Below are 18,405 nucleotides of genomic sequence, written 5' to 3'. Positions count from 1 at the left end.
CCGTCCGGGAGGGCCGTCTCAACTCACAGTCACGGCAGGCCCGCGAGGCCGGCCGAAACCGTGTTGGCGAACGCGTACCCCTGCGACGCGTCCCAGTTGATCGACCACGTCATCGCGCCGCGGATCGACGGGTACGTCGCCGGCGGCTTGAAGCTGCCGCACGACGTTCCGCGGGCCAGGCAGTTCAGGGCCGACACCGTGTTGGCCGGGGCCTGGTAGCCGCCGCCCGCCGCCTGCGGGGACGCCGGGAGGCCGAGGCCGACCTGGTCCGCGCGCAGGCCGCCCTGCAGCTGGATGCAGGCCAGCGCCGTCAGGAAGTCGACCGTGCCCTGGGAGTAGACGTTGCCGTTGCAGCCGTTCATCGAGCCGGAGTTGTAGTACTGCATGTTGACGATCGTCAGGATGTCCTTGATGTTCAGCGCGAGCTGGAAGTAGCCGCCCTGCGTGGACTGCATGTCGATCGTCTGCGGCGCCATCGTGATGACCTTGCCGCCGCCGTTGTAGATGCTCCGCAGCGCCTGGCCCATGTAGGTGGCGTTGATGCCGTTCTCGAGGTCGATGTCGACGCCGTCGAAGCCGTAGCCGGCGATCAGTGTCTTGACGCTGTTCGCGAAGTTGTTCGCCGACGTCGAGTCGGCGACGCTGATCGTGCCGTTCTGGCCGCCGACCGAGATGATCACCTTCTGGCCGCGCGCCTGGACCGTCCGGATGTCGGCCTTGAATTGCGCGTCCGTGTAGCCACCGAGCTGCGAGGACAGGCCGGAGTCGAGCGTGAAGCTCACCGCGCCCGGCGTGCCCGTGGCGTCCGCGAACGACACGGCGATGATGTTGTACTTCGTCGGCACGTCGGCCAGCTTCAGTGCCTTGGCGCCGTTGTAGAAGTTCTGCCAGTAGCCCGTCAGGACGTGTTTGGGCAGGTCACCCTGGGTCGGCGGCGGGGTGGTCGTCGTCGGCGGGGTGGTCGTGGTGGGCGGCGTGGTCGGGGTCGTGGGCGTCGTCGGCGTGGTCGGCGTCGTCGTCGGCGGGGTGCCCGGGCCGTCGAGGCTGACGTCGTCGGCGTAGTACGCCGGCTGGCCGTACCAGCCGTGCAGGTAGACCGTCAGCGACGTGCTCGAGCCGGTCGTGAAACTCAGCGACAACTGCTGGTAGCCGCTGGTGCCCGGCGTCCACGTGCTGGCCGTCGCCGAACCGGAGACGCCCAGGTAGACGTAGCTGCCCTGGACCCAGGCCGAGAGCTTGTACGCCGTGTTCGCCGAGACGGTGAGCGTCTGGGCGCACTGGCCGTTGTCCGACGACGTCGGCGTCACGTTCAGGGCGCTGCTCCCGCTGTGCACCGGGGTGCTGACCACGGCCGGCGCGGAGGTGCACGTCCAGCCCGTGGTGCCGGCTTCGAAGCCGGGGTTGGCCAGGATGTTGGCCGCCGAAGCGTTGCCGGCGAGCACGAACGTCACGCCGAGACACAGCGTGACCACGGAAAGTAAGGAAAACAGGGCGAAGCGAACCTTGGGGACCACGGGCGACCTCCACGACGCAGGTGAGGCAGGTCACCACAAAATGGACTAGACCAATCTCGTTGTCAAGGCGTCGATGGCAGCCCCATCCGAAAGTCGGGGCGGCGGAAACGGCAGAATGCAGGGAACGGATCCAGGCGAAGCAGGAGCGTGTTGCAGTGAGCGTGTCGGTCGAGCAGAAGATCGCCGAAGAACTGGGCGTGCGCGAAGGACAGGTCAAGGCCGCCGTCGAGCTGCTCGACGGCGGGTCGACCGTGCCGTTCATCGCGCGCTACCGCAAGGAAGTCACCGGCATGCTCGACGACGCGCAGCTGCGCACGCTCGAAGAGCGCCTGCGTTACCTGCGGGAACTCGACGAGCGCCGGCTCGCCGTGCTCGAGTCGATCCGGAGCCAGGGCAAGCTCGACGACGAGCTCGAGGCCTCGATCCTGGCGGCGGACACGAAGTCGCGCCTGGAAGACATCTACCTCCCGTACAAGCCGAAGCGCCGCACCAAGGCCATGATCGCGCGCGAAGCGGGTCTCGAGCCGCTGGCCGACGGCCTCCTGAGCGACCCTTCCACGGATCCGCAGGCCGCGGCGGCGGTGTTCGTCGACGCCGACAAGGGGATCGCGGACGCGCAGGCGGCGCTCGACGGCGCCCGCGCGATCCTCGTCGAGCGCTTCGCCGAAGACGCCGACCTCATCGGCGAGCTGCGCGAGAAGATGTGGGGCCAGGGCCACCTGGTCGCCAAGGTCCGCGCGGGCAAGGAGGAGGAAGGCGCCAAGTTCGCCGACTACTTCGACTTCTCCGAGCCCTACACCAAGCTCCCCTCGCACCGGATCCTCGCGATGCTGCGCGGCGAGAAGGAGGAGGTCCTCGACCTCACCATGTCGCCGGACGAGCCGAGCGACGAGCCGCAGGTCGGGCCGACGGAGTACGAGCAGCGCATCGCGGCGAAGTTCGGCATCGCCCAGCAGGGCCGCCCGGCCGACAAGTGGCTCGGCGACACCGTGCGCTGGGCCTGGCGGACCAAGATCCTCCTGCACCTGGGCATCGACCTGCGGATGCGGCTGCGCCAGGCCGCCGAGGACGACGCCGTCCGCGTGTTCGCGTCGAACCTCCGCGACCTGCTGCTGGCCGCGCCGGCCGGCACCCGCGCCACCATGGGCCTCGACCCGGGCTTCCGGACCGGCGTCAAGGTGGCCGTCGTGGACGCGACCGGCAAGGTCGTCGACACCCACGTCATCTACCCGCACCAGCCGGCGAACAAGTGGGACCAGTCGATCGCCGAGCTCGCGGCCCTGTGCGCGCGGCACAAGGTGGAACTGATCTCGATCGGCAACGGCACGGCGTCGCGCGAGACCGACAAGCTCGCCATCGAACTGATCAAGAAGCACCCGGAACTGAAGCTGACGAAGGCGATCGTGTCCGAGGCGGGCGCGTCAGTGTACTCGGCGTCGGCGTTCGCTTCGGCCGAGCTGCCGAACATGGACGTCTCGCTGCGCGGCGCGGTCTCGATCGCGCGGCGGCTGCAGGACCCGCTGGCCGAGCTGGTGAAGATCGACCCGAAGTCGATCGGCGTCGGGCAGTACCAGCACGACCTGTCCGAAGTTTCGCTGTCGCGCTCGCTCGACGCGGTGGTCGAGGACTGCGTGAACGCGGTCGGCGTGGACGTCAACACGGCGTCGGCGCCGCTGCTGACCCGGGTCTCGGGCATCACGACGGGGCTGGCGGAGAACATCGTGGCGCACCGCGACACGAACGGCCCGTTCCGCTCCCGGACGGCGCTGAAGGAGGTGGCGCGGCTCGGCCCGAAGGCGTTCGAGCAGTGCGCGGGCTTCCTCCGCATCCCGGACGGCGACGACCCGCTCGACTCGTCGGCGGTGCACCCGGAGGCGTACCCGGTGGTCCGCCGGATCCTGACCACGACCGGCACCGACATCCGGGCACTGATCGGCAACACGCGGACGCTGTCGTCGCTGAAGCCGGCCGAGTTCGTGGACGAGCAGTTCGGCCTCCCGACGGTGACGGACATCCTGGCCGAGCTCGACAAGCCGGGCCGCGACCCCCGCCCGGCGTTCAAGACGGCGACGTTCGCCGAGGGCGTGGACAAGATCTCCGACCTCAAGCCGGGCATGCGCCTGGAGGGCGTGGTGACGAACGTGGCGGCGTTCGGCGCGTTCATCGACGTGGGCGTGCACCAGGACGGCCTGGCCCACGTTTCGGCCCTGTCGAAGAACTTCGTGAAGGACCCGCGCGAGGTCGTGAAGCCCGGGGACATCGTGAAGGTGAAGGTGCTGGACGTGGACGTACCACGCAAGCGCATCTCCCTGACCCTGCGCCTGGACGACGAGCCGGGCGCAGCGTCATCGCGCGGCGGCGAGCGCCGCGACCGCGGGCAGGGCGGCGGTGGCGGCCAGGGTGGCGGCCAGCGCCGCGGCGGCAGCGGCGGCGGCGACCGGCGTGGCGGTGGCGGCGGCGGTCGTGACCGGGGCGGCAACGCGAGCGGGTCGATGGCCGACGCGCTCCGGCGGGCCGGCTTCGGCAACAAGTAGGTTTCGACTGAAGGCGGGCCACCTCCGGGTGGCCCGCCTCACCGCAGCGCGAACAACCCCACCGCGAACAGCACCACCGGCACCACGGCGGCCGCCGTGCTGATCAGCCACATCCCGCCGCGCCACCCCAGTGGGGACGCCGCCAAGACCATCCGCCGCACCAAGGCCGCCTCCACCACCGCGGCCAGCAGGAACCCGAGCCCGACACTGAAGATCGCGGCCGCGCCGATGACGAACAGGCCCGACGTCGACGCGGCGGCCAGCGGTACCGCGACTTCCCAGCGCACCACCCCGGCGGCCGCCGCGAGCAGGCCGAGCAGCAGCACGAAGGCGACGAGGAAGCCGACCCGCGCCGTCGTCTGGTGGTGGCCGCGGGTGAACCACCAGAAGCCCGCGTCGAGCGCCGCGACGACCACCGCCAGCACGACGAACCCCGCACGGAAAGTCAGCACCCGATCACCTTAATGGAGGTCGCGTAAGTTCCTTCGGTTGTCCTGTTGCACGCGACTTGACTCCAGCGACTCAGGAAGACGTCCTGTCCCGATGCAAGGTAGGCGCTTCCCATGCCGATATCGAAACAACGGCGCCGGTTGCTGCTCCGGCTGACCATCGCCAGCGCCATCGTGATCGCCGGTGTCGTGGCGTTCGTCCTGTTCACCAGCTCGCTCGACGAAAACGACGCCTACAGCAGCATCGTCGGAGTGCTGTGCAGCATCATCACGTCGTTCACTGGCATCGTGATCTTCCTCCGCCGTCCCGAGCCGGAGCTGCAGGTCGACGCGGCGGCGAAAGACCTCGCCGACAAGCTGCTCCAGCAGTGGGACCGTGAAATCCGACACCGGCGCGAACAGTTCGGTGACGGGCGGGCCATTCCGTTGACCTGGAAAGAAGCGCCCGGACTCGCCGCCGACCCAGCCGCGGTGTTCGGGATCACGACGCCGGTCGGCACTGTCCGGCCGAAGCTGGATGGCCGGCTCGACGACAACCCGGACGAAGCCGCAAGGAAGCTCGCGGAGGCGTTCGAACAGATTCCCAGCCAGCGGCTCGTCGTCATCGGCGACCCCGGGTCCGGCAAGACGTACCTGGGGATCACTCTCACCACCGGGTTGTTGCGGCGGTGGTCCCCCGGCAAACCGGTACCTGTCTTTCTCTCGCTGTCGTCCTGGGACCCGGTCACGGAATCCCTCGATACCTGGCTGGTCCGCGAGTTGGCGATTACGCACTACGGCGGTCAGGAACAGATTCCCGGAGCGCTCCTGGTCCAGCCACGGCTCCTCCCGGTACTCGACGGGCTCGACGAGCTGCCCGAGCACCTTCGCCGCAGCGCCATCGCAGAGATCAACAAGCTGCTGGAGGGCAATTTTCCCCTGGTTCTGACTTGCCGGTCGGTGGAGTACACGGACGAAATCAGAGGAGGCGCCCCGAAGCTCCTGCGGGCACCGGTGGTCGAGATCAGGCCGATCGACATCAACGACATCGTGACACAACTCGAGCCGGACGCTGCGTGGGCAGAAACGACAAGTTACATCAAGAAGGAACCCACTAGCCCGTTCGCGGTCACTCTGGGCACACCGCTGATGCTGTCGCTGTTCAAGTCGGCTTACGCAGGCCACGACCCTGCGGAGCTGCGCGACCAAACCAAATTCGATACCCGGCACGCGGTGGAAGACCACCTGATCGACACCATGATCAGAACAGCGTATTCCGGCGATGCCTCGAACACGCCGAGATGGCGGCGCTGGTCCGGTGAGCAAGCTTGGCGATGGCTCAGCTACCTGGCGAACTACCTGCACAAGCACAACGATCGCGATCTGAAGTGGTGGCAATTGGCCCCGCGGACGCTCTCGCCGTGGGTCGCCGTGGCCGTCGCGCTCCCTGTCGGATTCGCCGCGGTCTTGGCCACCGCCATTCTCGATAGAACCGCTTTGGAGGACGGCTCCACAACCGGGCTCGTCTCCATTGTGCTGGGGTCACCGTCCATCCCGGGGGTGGTCTTCGGAACGTTAGCCGCCGCGCTCTGGCTGGTCGGCGCACGCCAGACAGCCGAACGACGCCACCATGCGCAGGTGCACGGCTGGAAACAGACCGGCCGGGCAGCCGTCACGGGGGCAGCGCTGGCCTTTTTGCCGTGTGTTCTGCTCTGGCTGACTTCGGCGGATGACGGAACCGCCGAGTCAATCGTCGAATCGACCACCCTGTTCGGCGCCATCCTCGCCATCTCCTTGATCGCCGGCGCGGCAGTCGGCACACCGGAACTTCTGCACCGGCGCAGGACCCGGACCAAGCCGCCGGATCCGTTCAGCCTGCTTCGTCAAGAGCGGTTTTCCGCCTTGCTCTCGGCGATGACAGCGATGGTGATCGTCGCAACCACGGTCGTGTTGGCGACAACGTTGACCGCGGCGCTCGCTGGACACCTCGGAGAACGGATCGCCCTGCTCTTCGACCGCCCGTCGGTCGTCGACCTCCACCTTCCGCCCGTCGAGGACCACGTCCCTTGGGAACTCGGCTGGCTCGGCCTACCCTCCCTGATCGCGATCAGCGTACTGCTGGGGGTGTTGTTCGCGATGGCGATCCTCACGACCCGCCCCTGGCCTCGTTTCGCTGTGGCACGACTGCGGCTCGCTTTCCGGCGTGAACTGCCCTGGCAACTGATGAGGTTTTTGGCCGACGCGCGACGCCGGGGCCTTCTTCGCGTAGCCGGCGGCTCCTACCAGTTTTGGCACGTACGGCTGCAGGAGCGACTGGTCGCGGCTCCGCACCCCCCGGCCAGACGGTGGTCGCGGCTGTTGACCTACTCAGCCGTCGGCCTCGTGGCGCTCGCGGCAGGGTCTTTTGTGGTCTCTGTGGTCTCTGTGGAGCCGGCCGGATGCCGCCGGGTGCATATCGGCAGTCTCGACGACCGCATGCAGCGAACTGTCAATGAGGACGTGTCGGGCTGCTTCGCCACGTTGACAGAAGAGGACTGGCCGCACCTTGCCCTCAGCCCGGCGGATCGAAAAGAACTCGCCGACATCGGGATAAACACTTCAAAACAATACAAGCCAGCCACTCTGCTACCCATACTGGGTGAACTGGATCGAATTTCAACGTCCGAATGGAGCCAGATCGTGTCCGGCTTGACGAAAGCACGGAAGGCAATCGACGCACCCATCTCAGTCACCCTCATTGAAAAAGACACCGGAGACCTGAAGGACGTTGATTCCAACATGTTGTCCGCGGAATACATCAAAAAGAAGATCGCGAACCCCAGCTACTTGAGCACCATCGACCTGGACAACACCCAATCCGACGTCAGTTCGTCGACCATCAATTACCCGATCATCGCCACGTCCAACCTGGACTTTCACGCAATCGTCGATAGCTACCGCGATGGTCTCATCGCAGCCTTCCTCACCTGGACGATCGAGTATCCATCGCCGCCGATCATAACGGACGGAATCAGCGACGAAGAATGCTCCACGCTGCACGCATCAACGGCCGGGTACCCGCTGACCTTCGACCTCCGACAGATGGAAGTAACCGCGGAGCTGGTACATCGGCTCGACGAATGCGGCGGCGCGTCGGCGATCGTCGCGAACGACCAGGTGGCGGCACTTCGCGAGATGATCGCAGACCTGCCGACCGTAGGTTTCTTTCAAATCGACGACAAATCACAGGGAATTCTTGAAGACTGCGGAGTTTCGGTGGAGCCGAAGAGCACGGCAGCTCGCGTCTGCGTGGCCGCGGTGGCCGGAGTGGCCCAATTTCGGACAACCATCAGGTCGATCAGCGAAAACTCGTCCGCGGGGCACTGAACCGCACTTCCACGCTCCCGAGCTCACCGAAGTCCGCGACCACGTGGCCGCCCGCGTGGATCGGGCACGGTGGGGTCGCCGTTCCCGTCGTCACGATGTCGCCCGGGCGCAACGCGCGGCCGTGGCGGGGCAGCTCCATCGCCAGCCAGTGCAGGGCCAGCCGCGGGTCGCCCAGGACCAGGCTTCCGCTGCCGCGGGAGAACTCCTCGCCGTCCGCGTGCAGGACCACCGCTTGGCGCGGCAGGTCGAGGTCGCGCCAGCCCGGCACCGGGCGGCCTTCGACGAACCGGCCCGCGCACGCCGCGTCGGCCAGCAGCTGCGGGCCGCCCGCGTGGCGGTGGTCCGTGTAGCGGCTGTCCGGCAGCTCGATGGCCAGGAACATCGTGTCGACCGCGTCGAGCACCGCCGACAGCGACGGCGACAGCCCCGGATCCGCCTTGAGCCGGAACGCGAACTCGGGTTCGGCGACGCCCATCGTCATCGTGTCCGCCGGTACCGGGGCCCCCTCGACGTGGTGGAACCGCTCGAACATCGCGCCGGGCAGCGGCCCGGGGACGTCGAGGTACTGCCGGGCGTACACGGTCGTCGCGGCGATCTTCCAGCCGGACACCGGCCCGGCCAGCCCGGCCAGCGCCGCCTGCACCGCCATGCCGTCGGCGAGGTCGCCCGGGCGGACGTCCTCCGGGAGGCCGTCCAGCCGCTTGCCGGTCAGCCACGCGTCCCAGATCAGCTCCGCCGCCCGCGCTCGGTTCACCCGCGTGATCTTGCCAACCGGAACACCGGGTGTCGATCGGCTTCCGCGGCGAACGCCTCGGCCGGGTCGCTCACCTTCGCGTCGAAGAACGGCGCCGTCACCGGGAGTTTGCGGACGTACGCGCGCAGCACCGGACCGGCAGTCGCGGCGTCGGCCTCCTCGACCTCCCACGTCTCCCGCGTGTCGCCGCGCCACAGCCGGGCGGTCGGGTCGGCGCGCAGGTTGTGCACCCAGCCGACCCGCCCGTACGGCGACACGAGCCAGCGCTCGCCGCCGACCTCGACGACGTTGACCGGCGTGGTCCGGTCGGCGCCGCTCTTGCGGCCCCGCGTGGTCAGCAGGAACCCGGTGCTCCCCGCGGCCGGGATCCCGCGCGCCAGCAATGCCTTCACGAGGACGTTCACAGTCCTGCGGGCCACGCCCAGCCGGTACTTCCGCGCCATCACGGGTGCATAGCGTAGACCCCGGAGAGCGCCCGCACGCGGGCCCAGACGTTCTCGAAGCGCCCGGCGTCGACCACCGGCTTGCGCAGCGCGGCCAGGGCGATCGCCTGCTGAGCGTCGGTCGAGCTCGCCTTGCCGTTGAGGTCCACCGCCGCAGCACTGAAGTCCTGCACCAGCACCGCGAAGATCTGGTCGACGACCTCGGCGTCCAGGCCGGTGATCCGCGCCTGCTCCAGGATCAGCTGGCCGTAGACGATCAGCGTGAACAGCTCGGTCAGCGCGAGGCCGAAGTCGAGGTCGGCCTGCTGTGCCTCGTCCGGTGCCGCCTCGGTGAGCAGCTTGACCAGGTAACCGGCCTGCTCGGTGAACAGCGCGACGTTCGGGATGTGCGCGGCTTCGGCGTAGGCGGTCTTCCAGTCGTGGAAGCGGACCTTCGACAGGCCGCGCGCCGGGCCCTGGCGGAAGAGGAACTCGTCGTCCGCGGCGTCGGTGCGGGTGCCGACCGGGGCGTACTCCTGCGGCGCGAACAGGTAGTTCGGCATGAACTTCGCGATCAGCGCCAGGTTGACGGCCACCGTGCCTTCGAGCTTCGGCAGGCCGTCGATGTCGTTCTTCGACATCGCCAGGTAGGTGTCGGCCTCGAAGCCCTTGGCCGCCAAGACGTCGGCGACCAGGCCGATCACCTTCTGCGCCTCCGTCGTCACCTTCATCTTGGTGATCGGGTTGAACAGCAGGTAGCGGCGGTCGTCCGGGCCGGCGCTGCGGAAGTAGTCGACGGCGCGGTCGGAGAACAGCTTCATCCCGGTCAGCCGCGCGTACGCCTCGACGAACTCGCGCCGGACGTGCGGGAAGTCCGTCACCGGCTTGCCGTACAGGACGCGGTTGTGCGCGTGCGTGATGGCTTCGTACAGCGAGTGCGTCGCCATGCCGATGCCGCCGAAGCAGAGGTTGAACTTGCCGATGTTGACCGTGTTCAGCGCGGCGCTGAAGGCCTCGGCGCCGACGTGCAGGATGTCCTCGGCGTGCACCGGGTAGTCCTCGAGCCGGAACTCCGCGACGTACATCTGCGACGGCACGACGTTCTTGACGACGTGGTAGTTCGGGTGCTCGGAGTCGGCGTAGAAGAAGACGTACTGGTCGTGGCCCTCGACGCCGTCGATGCGGCCGAAGACCGACACCGTGCGCGCGCAGTTGCCGTTGCCGATGTAGTACTTGGAGCCGGTCGCGCGGTAGCCGTCGCCGTCCTTCGTCAGCACCATGTCGGAGGAGTAGATGTCGGCGCCGTGGTCCTTTTCGGACAGTCCGAACGCCGCGACGCCGCCGGCGTCCAGCGCGTCCGCGGCGCGCTTGCGTGCCTCCGCGTTGGCGCTCTGCCACACCGGGCCGAGGCCGAGGACGGTGACCTGGAACGGGTACCAGTAATTCAGGCCGTAGAACCCGAGGATTTCCGCCAGCGCCGCGATGCGGCTGGTGTCCCAGCGCTTGTCCGGGTGGCCGTCGGCGGCCGCGGACGGCGTCAGGAAGGTCGAGAACAGGCCTTCCTTGCCCGCGAACTCGATGAAGTCCGCGTAGAAGGTGCGGTTGTGGTAGTCCTCGGTCAGCTTCGCCTTGCCACGCTGTTCGAACCAGTCGATGGTGGCGCGCAGCAGGCGCCGCGTCTCGGCGTCGAAGTGCGCCGGGTCGTACTCGCGCGGGTTCAGCAGCATGGGTGGTCCTCCTCGATTACCGACCAGTAACTTAGCAAGGCCGCGCGAGTGCGGGCAATCTCACTGGGAGTACGTCACTCGCGTTGGGTACACTGATCATGCGGGCCGCTCAGTTCTGCCTCGGCCCGCTGCTGTTGTCGACTACCACGCGCCGCGGCCGTTGACCGGTCTGCGCCGGGCAGGACAACCCTTCTCAGATTATGGAGACCAGGGCGCTTGTACGCCCGCATGCACTTATGAGCACTTTTGCCGAACTCGGCCTGCCGACCCCGCTCGTGGCCGCACTGGCCACCCAGGGCGTCACCGAGCCCTTCCCGATCCAGGCGGCGACCCTGCCGCACACCCTCGCCGGGCGCGACGTGCTGGGGCGCGGCCGCACCGGCTCCGGCAAGACGTACGGCTTCGTGCTGCCCGTGCTGGCGCGCCTCGCGGCGGGCCCGACGCGGCGCAAGCCGGGCCGTCCCCGCGCGCTGATCCTCGCGCCGACGCGCGAGCTCGCGACGCAGATCGAGGCGTCGATCCTGCCGCTGGCCAAGCCGCTGGGCCTTCGCGTGACGACGATCTTCGGCGGCGTCAGCGCGAACCCGCAGATCACGCGGCTGCGTGACGGCGTCGACATCGTCGTCGCCTGCCCCGGCCGGCTCGCCGACCACATGCGCTCCGGGCACGTGAAGCTCGACGCCATCGAGATCACCGTGCTGGACGAGGCCGACCACATGGCCGACCTCGGCTTCCTGCCCGAGGTCCGGCGGATCATGGACGCGACGCCGTCCCGCGGGCAGCGGATGCTGTTCTCCGCGACCCTGGACAACGGCGTCGACGTGCTGGTCAAGCGCTTCATGAACGACCCGATCACGCACAGCGTCGACTCGGCGCAGTCGCCGGTGTCGACGATGGAGCACCACGTCCTGCACCTGGAGGAGACCCACCGGCTGCCGGTGCTGGTCGACCTGACGGCGGCGCCGGGCCGCACGCTGGTCTTCACGCGGACCAAGAGCCGCGCGAAGGCGTTGACGCGCAAGCTCGTCGCCTCGGGCGTGCCGGCGGTGGAACTGCACGGCAACCTGGGCCAGAACGCGCGGACGCGCAACCTCGAGGCGTTCTCTTCCGGCGCCGCGAAGACGCTGGTGGCGACGGACATCGCGGCGCGGGGCATCCACGTCGACGACGTCCGCCTGGTCATCCACGCGGACCCGCCGGTGGAGCACAAGGCGTACCTGCACCGCTCGGGCCGCACGGCGCGCGCGGGCGCGTCGGGCACGGTGGTGACGCTGATGACGGACGCGCAGGTCCGCGACGTCCGCGACCTGACCCGCAAGGCGGGCATCAAGCCGACGACGACCCAGCTCGGCCCGGGCCACCCGCTGCTGGCGGAACTGGCCCCGGGCGAGCGCACGTTCTCGAAGGCCCCGGCGGTGGACAACCGCCCGAAGAAGGTGTCGGCCACGGGAGCAGCCCCGGGCAGCGGCAGCCGCGGACGTCGCGGTGGACCGGCCACCCCGAAGGAGAACCGGGGCGGCCAGCGTTCGCGGGCGAACGGCCAGGCTCGGCGCGAGGAGCAGCCGCCGCGTTCGGCGGCCTCGGGCCGGGGCGGTTCGGGCGGCAACCGCAGGTCGGGCGGCACGGCCGGCGCGGCCAAGACGGGCGGCACGGGCCGTTCGGGAGCCCCGGCAACGGGCAGCCGCCGCAGCGGCGGCGCAGCAGCGTTCTCTTCCGGCACCCGCGCGGGCGCCCGCCGCCCGCGCTGATCGCCGGCCGATCCGGCCCGGTCCCCGGCGTTCCCTGCCGGGCCCGGGCCGGCGGCCGCCGGCCCGCCAGGCGGGTGATTCGGCGGGCATCGCGTGTGATTGGAAGGACACCACGCGTGATTGAGCAGCCATCACGCGTGATTGGAAAGTCATCACGCGTGATTGAGCAGCCATCATTGCGATGCCTCTCCGGACACTTGTGATGCCTTTTCTACAGCGACGACGTGAGGCCGCGCGCACGCAGGACTGCGCGTTCCAGGGGGCGGAAGACCAGCAGCTCGATGCCCACTCCCACCAGCAAGATCAGGAAGATCGCCGCGATCACCTTTTCGATGCTGTTGAGCGATGAACCCTGGTTCAGGTACGCACCCAGGCCGACGCCCAGCTGCGGGGACAGCGCGATCAGCTCCGCCGCCATCAGGGAACGCCACGAAAAGGCCCAGCCCTGTTTCAGCCCGGCCAGGAAGCCCGGCAGGGCGGCGGGCAGGAGGATGTGCCGGGCCGCGGCGAACCGGTTCGCACCCATCACCTGGCCGACGCGCGGCAGTATCGGCGGGATCTGGTCGATGCCGGACACCAGCCCGTTCGCGATCGACGGCACCGAGCCGAGCAGCACCACGAAGTAGATGGCGCCGTCGTTGATCCCGAACCACAGGATCGCGGCCGGCACCCACGCCACCGACGGGAGGCTCTGCAGCCCCGACAGCAACGGCCCGATCGCGGCGCGCACGATCCGGACCTTCGCCACGACGAGGCCGAGCGGGGTGCCGATGAGCACCCCGGCGACGAAGCCGAGCGCGGCGCGGTGCACCGACGTCCAGACGAACTCGAACACGTCACCGCTGACGACGCGCTCCCAGAACTCGTCCCACACCGCCAGGGGCGCCGGCAGTTGCGTCTCCGGCCAGAGGGCCGCCGCCCAGAGGACCTGCCAGACGACGACCAGCAGGACCAGTGCGCCCACCGGAGGCAGGAACCCCCAGGCGAACCGCTTCCAGAAACCGGGGCGGCGGTCGCCCACCGGTGCGTCGAGCGAATCCAGTCCGGCGCCGACCCGGTCCAGGTCGGCCCCGGGCTCGGAGCCCCCCGGCACCGGGGTCCCGGGGTCGGCCGCCCAGGCAGCCGGGTCAAGCTGCGGCATGGGTGCTGATCACCTCGCGCAGGTGTCCGGTGATCTCCTCGGTCAGCTCCTCCGCGTCGGCCAGCGGCACGTCCGTCCACTCGCGCACGACCCGGCCCGGCCGCGACGACAGCAGCACCACGCGCTGACCCAGCCGGACCGCTTCGCGCACGTCGTGCGTCACGAACAGCACCGACGTGCCGGTGCTGCGGTAGACGCGCAGCAGCTCGCCCTGCAGGACGTCGCGGGTGATCGCGTCGAGCGCGGCGAACGGCTCGTCCATCAGCAGCAGCGACTGCTCCGGGTCACCGCCGACGCGCAGGGTCGCCGCCAGCGCGCGGGCCAGCGCGACCCGCTGCCGCATCCCGCCGGACAGCTCGTGCGGGCGCTTGGCGCCCGCGCCGTTCAGGCGGACCAGGTCCAGCAGCTCGGCGGCCTTTTCGCGGCGCTCGGCGCGGCCGAACCCGGCCAGCCGCAGCGGCAGCTCGACGTTGCGGGCCGCGGTCAGCCACGGCATCAGCGCGGCCTCCTGGAACATCACCGCCGGCCGGGAGGTGTTCAGCGTGATCTCGCCCGCCGACGGCGCGTCCAGGCCGGCGACCAGGTTCAGCAGCGTGCTCTTGCCGCAGCCGGACGCGCCGAGCAGGCAGACGAACTCGCCGGGCGCGACCGTCAGGTCGACGCCGTCGAGCGCGACGACCGCGCGGCCGGCCGTGCCGAACGTCTTGCGCACGCCGTCGAGACGCACCGCGGTCGCGCCGGTGAAACTGCTCCGGCCGGTCGGGAGGGTCGTGGTCATCGCTGGCTGCCTCTCCTGATTACTTGGTCAGTTCGGGAGCGTCGACGGCCGGCAGGTTCTTGGCCTTCAGGACCTCGTTCAGCGGGCCGAAGTCCGCGAAGCCCTTCAGCGCGACCGCCGACTTCACCACGCCGGCCGTCACCGAGTCCTGCGCGAGCTGGGGGAACGCCGAGGAGACCGGGTCGGTGGTCAGCTCGATGCCGGAGAAGGCACGGTCCAGGACCGCTGCGCTCAGGGTACTGCCGGCCAGCTCCTTGAGCGCCCCGTTGACCACGGTCTTCGCGTCCGCCGGGTTCGCCTTGGCCCAGTCGATGGCGGCCAGCTCGCCCTTGAGGATCGCGCGGACGGTGTCCGGGTGCTGCTGCAGGAACTCGCTGCGCACGACCACGACCGTGGTCGGGAAGCGGCCGTCCGGCCACAGCGTCTTTTCGTCGACCAGGACCTTCGCGCCGGCGTCGAGGACCAGCCGGGACGCCCACGGCTCGGGCAGCCAGCCGCCGTCGACCTCGCCCTTCTTGAAAGCGTCGAGCGTCTTGGGGTTGTCCATCGTGGTGATCTTGACCTGGCCGGTCAGCTGCTTGCCGGCAAGGAACTTCTTGAGCGCGACGTCCTGGGTGTTGGCCAGCTGGGGCGTCGTGAGGTTCTTGCCCTTGAGCTGGTCGACACCGGTGATGTCCGGCTTGACGACCAGCTGCGCACCGCCCGAGACGGCGCCGGAGACCAGCTGGATGGCGCCCTTGGACTTGGTGAAGGCGTTGATCGCCGGGCCGGAGCCGAGGAAGGCGACGTCAAGGGAGTTGCCGAGCAGGGCGTTGACCTCTTCGGGGCCGGCGTTGAACGTCTGGGTGGTGAGCTTGGTCGAGCCGAGCTCGGTCTTGAAGAAGTCCTTCTTGACGCCGATCAGCGCGGGCGCGTGCGTGACGTTCGGGAAGAACCCGACGCGGACCTCGCCGGCGGCCCCCTGGTTCGCGGCCGGCGCGGTGGTGCTGTCCGCGCGTGAACAGCCGGCGAGCACGCCCACGACCGTCAGGGCGGCCAGCGCCGAGGCCAGGATGCGGGATCTGTGGTGGGTGCGCACGTCAGCGTCGCCTTTCGGGTCGATGTGGGGCGAGGTTCGCACGGTCACCCACTCAGGCGCATAGCCATCCGCATCCCGGGACACCTCGTGAGATTTCTTGACATCACCGCCGGCCGTCGCTATCAACCGGCCTGAAATAAACCAACAATTATTTATGCATGTGAGTCACATCATCACACAACGGCGGCCTGCTCCATTACGTTCGGTGCCGAAGATCATCATCGAACAGGGGAGGACCCATGAACCGACCGGTATCGATCCTGACGGCGACCGCGGCGGCGCTGGTGCTGATGGCGCCGGGAGCGCTGGCCGCCGACAACCCGGACTGGCACGCCAGGTGCAGCACGCGGGTCTCGCCGACCGAGACCAACAACGCCGAAGGCTGGGTGAACGCCCAGGCCGACGGCGGCAACTGGAAGATCGTCAACATCTACGCCAGCCTGCGCAACGTCGGCGGGAAGATCACCGGGGACCACCAGGTGACGGTGACCGTGTTCAACGGCCCGGGCGGTCCGGCCGTCGCGTCGCACAAGTTCGACAACATCGCCAACGGCGACGTGACGCTGACGGCCGACGTGTACCCGGCGGTCTCCGTGCCCAAGAACAAGGTCGCCGTCCAGGTGGCCGCGACCACCAACATCGGCTCGTGGCCGAAGCTCTGCAACGGGACCGGCATCGTCTTCTGAACCGTTACCGGCGTGACGCCCGGTGAAGAAATCATCCGGCCCGGGCAACCGCCGACATCACCCGGACGTGGTATTCGATGACCACGGATTTCGGGAGGAAGACATGGTGCGCAGGGGCCAGGGAGCCGTCGGCGTCCGCGTGGCGCTGGTCGTGCTGTTCATCGGGCTGGGCCAAGCGTCGTTCGAGTGGCTCCGGTCCCTCGGCATGGACGCGGTGACGAGCGCCGTCGTCTGGGCGATCCCGGTCGCCACCGGCGCGGCGGTGACCCTGGTGCTGTGGGTGGCGTCGGACCGGGCGTTCCTGCTGCGCAACTGGCTGCCGGTGGCGATTTCGATCCCGGTGTACCTGGGCGGCGCGTTCGGCTTGGCCACCGGAACCGCGAGCCTGGTGGCGTCGGTCGTCAGCGGGGCCGGGCTGGGGATCGCGGCGGTGGTGAGCGCCGGCCTGGTCCGGTCGCGGCGGCGGGTCGAGGCCGGTCAACAGCGGTGAGGCGGTACCCACAGGCTTGTCACGCTGTGGGTACCGCCTCCTCCGGTCAGTGGCGGAGCAGGAGTGAGACGTCGCCGAACTCGTGCCACAGGTACCGCTGCGCCACGGCCGCGTCGTACGCCCGCTGGACCACCGTCGCGCCCGCGACCGCTTCCAGCAGCAGCAGGTGCGACGCGTCCGGGGCGTGCAGGCCGGTGACGATGCCGTCCACCACCGCGGCCGGGCGGTCCGGGCCCAGGACCAGGTCCGTCCAGCCTTCGGCCGCGTGGACGGCACCGTCCGACACCGCCGACTCCAGCGCGCGGGCGGCCGTCGTGCCCACCGCAATCACCCGGCCCCCGCGGTCGCGGGCCCACGACACGAGCGCCGCCGTCGTCGCCGGGACGCGGAAGCGCTCGGCCTGGGGCGGCTCGCCCGCTTCCGGGGACGACACGCCCGTGTGCAGCAGCAGCGGGGCGAACAGCACGCCTTCCGTCACCAAGCCGGTCACCAGCGCCGGCGTGAACGGGCGCGCCGCCGAGGGCATCTCGGCGCTGCCCGGTTCGCGGGCGAACACCGTCTGGTAGTCCGACAGCGGCCACGCCCGCGGGACGTACCCGTAGCGGATCGGCCGGCCGGCCGCCGCGAGGACGCCGGTGACCTCGGCCGACACCGCCGCCCGCCACAGCCGCGCCGAGCCCTGGGCCGCCGGGGCCAGCAGCGTCAGCGATGCGTCCCCGGGCAGGTCCAGCCGCTCCCCCGGGCGGCCGTCGAGCAGCGGCCCGCCGGGAGCACGCAGCTCGACGACCCACGAACCGTCGTCGAGCGAGGTCGAGAAGTGGACCACGATCGGGCGCCCTCCTCGGAGGGCGTCGACGGCGGCCGGGAGGGTGCCGGACGTGTTCACGACCAGCAAGTCCCCCGGCCGCAGGTGCTCCCCCAGCGCCGAAAACACCGTGTGGTGGACGCTCTCGGGCGAGGCGACCAGCAGGCGGACGCCGTCTCGCGCCAGTCCGCGGGCCTCTGGCGGTGCCGACGCCGACAGATCGGGCGGTAGGTCGAACCGGACGTTCATGCCGTCCCCAGGAGATCGGCGGCGCGGTAGCGGCCGCTCGGCGGGCGCTCGTCGAGCAGCCGCAGGAACGCCGGGACGGCCGTCTCCGGCAGCGGCCGGTCCGAGATGTCCTCTCCCGGGAACGCCCGCTGGTGCATGGCCGTGCGCAGGTCGCCCGGGTCGACCGCGTACACGGACAGGTCCGGGTGTTCCACGCCCAGGACGGCGGTCACCTGGTCGAGCGCGGCCTTCGCGGAGCCGTAGCCGCCCCAGCCTTCGTACGCTTCGACAGCGGCGTCGGAACTGACGTCGATCACGACGCCCCGAGCCGCCGTCAACGCGGGCAGCAGCACCTGCGTCAGCGCCAGTGGTGCGAAGACGTTGACGCGGTAGACGTCTTCCAGTTCCGCCAAGGGGTACTCCGCGAGCGGCGGCAGCGGGCTGATGCCGAGCGAACTGGCGTTGTTGACGAGCAGGTCGAGTGGCCGATCAGTGCCGGCGAGCGCGGCGCGGTGGGCCGGGTCGGTGACGTCGCCGGGGACGGCGGTGAAGCCGGCCTCGCGTGCGGCCGTTTCCAGGGCCGCCGCGTCGCGGCCGGTGCCGATGACCGTCCACTGGCGACCGGCCAGGGCGGCCGCGAGCGCGCGGCCCAGCCCGGCGGAAGCGCCGGTGACGAGTGCGGTGGGCATGGTTCCTCCTTCGCGGG

Annotated in this window: 15 protein-coding genes; 5 read left to right on the top strand and 10 right to left on the bottom strand. The window is 69.7% G+C overall.

Features of this window, described 5'->3' with window-relative positions; all coding sequences use genetic code 11:
* Window positions 1-29 precede the first annotated feature (29 nt).
* Window positions 30-1,514: a glycosyl hydrolase family 18 protein gene (locus AB0M93_RS14640; RefSeq protein WP_364273063.1), complete on the bottom strand. Its 1,485-nt coding sequence runs from the start codon at window positions 1,512-1,514 to the stop codon at window positions 30-32.
* A 155-nt stretch (window positions 1,515-1,669) separates the two neighbouring features.
* On the opposite strand from AB0M93_RS14640, the gene AB0M93_RS14635 reads away from it, so the two are divergent.
* Complete coding sequence (locus AB0M93_RS14635; RefSeq protein WP_364273060.1) at window positions 1,670-4,048, top strand: Tex family protein; 2,379 nt, start codon at window positions 1,670-1,672, stop codon at window positions 4,046-4,048.
* A 38-nt stretch (window positions 4,049-4,086) separates the two neighbouring features.
* Here AB0M93_RS14635 and AB0M93_RS14630 read toward each other — a convergent pair whose 3' ends face one another.
* Complete coding sequence (locus AB0M93_RS14630; RefSeq protein ID WP_364273057.1) at window positions 4,087-4,500, bottom strand: hypothetical protein; 414 nt, start codon at window positions 4,498-4,500, stop codon at window positions 4,087-4,089.
* 111 nt (window positions 4,501-4,611) lie between these two features.
* Between AB0M93_RS14630 and AB0M93_RS14625 the strand changes: the two genes are divergently transcribed.
* On the top strand, window positions 4,612-7,842 hold the full coding sequence (locus AB0M93_RS14625; protein ID WP_364273054.1) for an NACHT domain-containing protein: 3,231 nt from the start codon (window positions 4,612-4,614) through the stop codon (window positions 7,840-7,842).
* Here AB0M93_RS14625 and AB0M93_RS14620 read toward each other — a convergent pair.
* The 3 genes from AB0M93_RS14620 to AB0M93_RS14610 are packed head-to-tail and all read right to left on the bottom strand — an operon-like array spanning window position 7,814 to window position 10,745.
* Window positions 7,814-8,596, bottom strand: coding sequence for a fumarylacetoacetate hydrolase family protein (locus tag AB0M93_RS14620; protein ID WP_364273051.1), 783 nt, complete (start codon window positions 8,594-8,596; stop codon window positions 7,814-7,816). The genes AB0M93_RS14625 and AB0M93_RS14620 overlap by 29 nt on opposite strands.
* Window positions 8,593-9,039 (bottom strand): nitroreductase family deazaflavin-dependent oxidoreductase, encoded by a 447-nt coding sequence (locus AB0M93_RS14615; protein WP_364273048.1) that lies wholly within the window; start codon window positions 9,037-9,039, stop codon window positions 8,593-8,595. The genes AB0M93_RS14620 and AB0M93_RS14615 overlap by 4 nt, the downstream gene beginning before the upstream one ends.
* Window positions 9,039-10,745 carry an acyl-CoA dehydrogenase gene (locus AB0M93_RS14610; protein WP_364273045.1) on the bottom strand — a complete coding sequence of 569 codons (1,707 nt, stop codon included), beginning with the start codon at window positions 10,743-10,745 and terminating at the stop codon, window positions 9,039-9,041. Before AB0M93_RS14610 ends, AB0M93_RS14615 begins: the two co-directional genes overlap by 1 nt.
* 236 nt (window positions 10,746-10,981) lie before the next feature.
* Between AB0M93_RS14610 and AB0M93_RS14605 the strand changes: the two genes are divergently transcribed.
* Window positions 10,982-12,493: a DEAD/DEAH box helicase gene (locus AB0M93_RS14605; RefSeq protein WP_364273042.1), complete on the top strand. Its 1,512-nt coding sequence runs from the start codon at window positions 10,982-10,984 to the stop codon at window positions 12,491-12,493.
* Between the two features lie 211 nt (window positions 12,494-12,704).
* Here the strand turns inward: AB0M93_RS14605 and AB0M93_RS14600 are convergent, their stop codons facing one another.
* The 3 genes from AB0M93_RS14600 to AB0M93_RS14590 are packed head-to-tail and all read right to left on the bottom strand — an operon-like array spanning window position 12,705 to window position 15,490.
* Window positions 12,705-13,634 carry an ABC transporter permease gene (locus AB0M93_RS14600; protein WP_364273039.1) on the bottom strand — a complete coding sequence of 310 codons (930 nt, stop codon included), beginning with the start codon at window positions 13,632-13,634 and terminating at the stop codon, window positions 12,705-12,707.
* On the bottom strand, window positions 13,621-14,412 hold the full coding sequence (locus tag AB0M93_RS14595; protein ID WP_364273036.1) for an ABC transporter ATP-binding protein: 792 nt from the start codon (window positions 14,410-14,412) through the stop codon (window positions 13,621-13,623). Before AB0M93_RS14595 ends, AB0M93_RS14600 begins: the two co-directional genes overlap by 14 nt.
* Window positions 14,413-14,431: 19 nt before the next feature.
* Window positions 14,432-15,490, bottom strand: a complete 1,059-nt coding sequence (locus AB0M93_RS14590) for an ABC transporter substrate-binding protein (protein ID WP_364273033.1) — start codon at window positions 15,488-15,490, stop codon at window positions 14,432-14,434.
* Between the two features lie 239 nt (window positions 15,491-15,729).
* On the opposite strand from AB0M93_RS14590, the gene AB0M93_RS14585 reads away from it, so the two are divergent.
* Together AB0M93_RS14585 and AB0M93_RS14580 are read left to right on the top strand one after the other, a co-directional pair.
* Window positions 15,730-16,176, top strand: coding sequence for a hypothetical protein (locus AB0M93_RS14585; RefSeq protein ID WP_364273030.1), 447 nt, complete (start codon window positions 15,730-15,732; stop codon window positions 16,174-16,176).
* Between the two features lie 103 nt (window positions 16,177-16,279).
* A complete protein-coding gene (locus AB0M93_RS14580) occupies window positions 16,280-16,666 on the top strand; it encodes a hypothetical protein (protein WP_364273027.1) in 387 nt (128 codons plus the stop codon).
* Window positions 16,667-16,712: 46 nt separating this feature from the next.
* On the opposite strand, the gene AB0M93_RS14575 is transcribed toward AB0M93_RS14580, so the two are convergent.
* Window positions 16,713-17,720, bottom strand: a complete 1,008-nt coding sequence (locus AB0M93_RS14575; protein WP_364273024.1) for an S-adenosylmethionine:tRNA ribosyltransferase-isomerase — start codon at window positions 17,718-17,720, stop codon at window positions 16,713-16,715.
* Entirely contained in the window at window positions 17,717-18,388 is a 672-nt protein-coding gene (locus AB0M93_RS14570; RefSeq protein ID WP_364273022.1) for an SDR family NAD(P)-dependent oxidoreductase, read from the bottom strand. The genes AB0M93_RS14575 and AB0M93_RS14570 overlap by 4 nt, the downstream gene beginning before the upstream one ends.
* Between the last annotated feature and the right edge of the window lie 17 nt (window positions 18,389-18,405).

This window comes from Amycolatopsis sp. NPDC051102, assembly GCF_040682815.1.
In the GTDB taxonomy this organism is placed as follows: Bacteria; Actinomycetota; Actinomycetes; order Mycobacteriales; family Pseudonocardiaceae; genus Amycolatopsis.
This window is presented reverse-complemented; position numbering and strand designations above follow the sequence as displayed.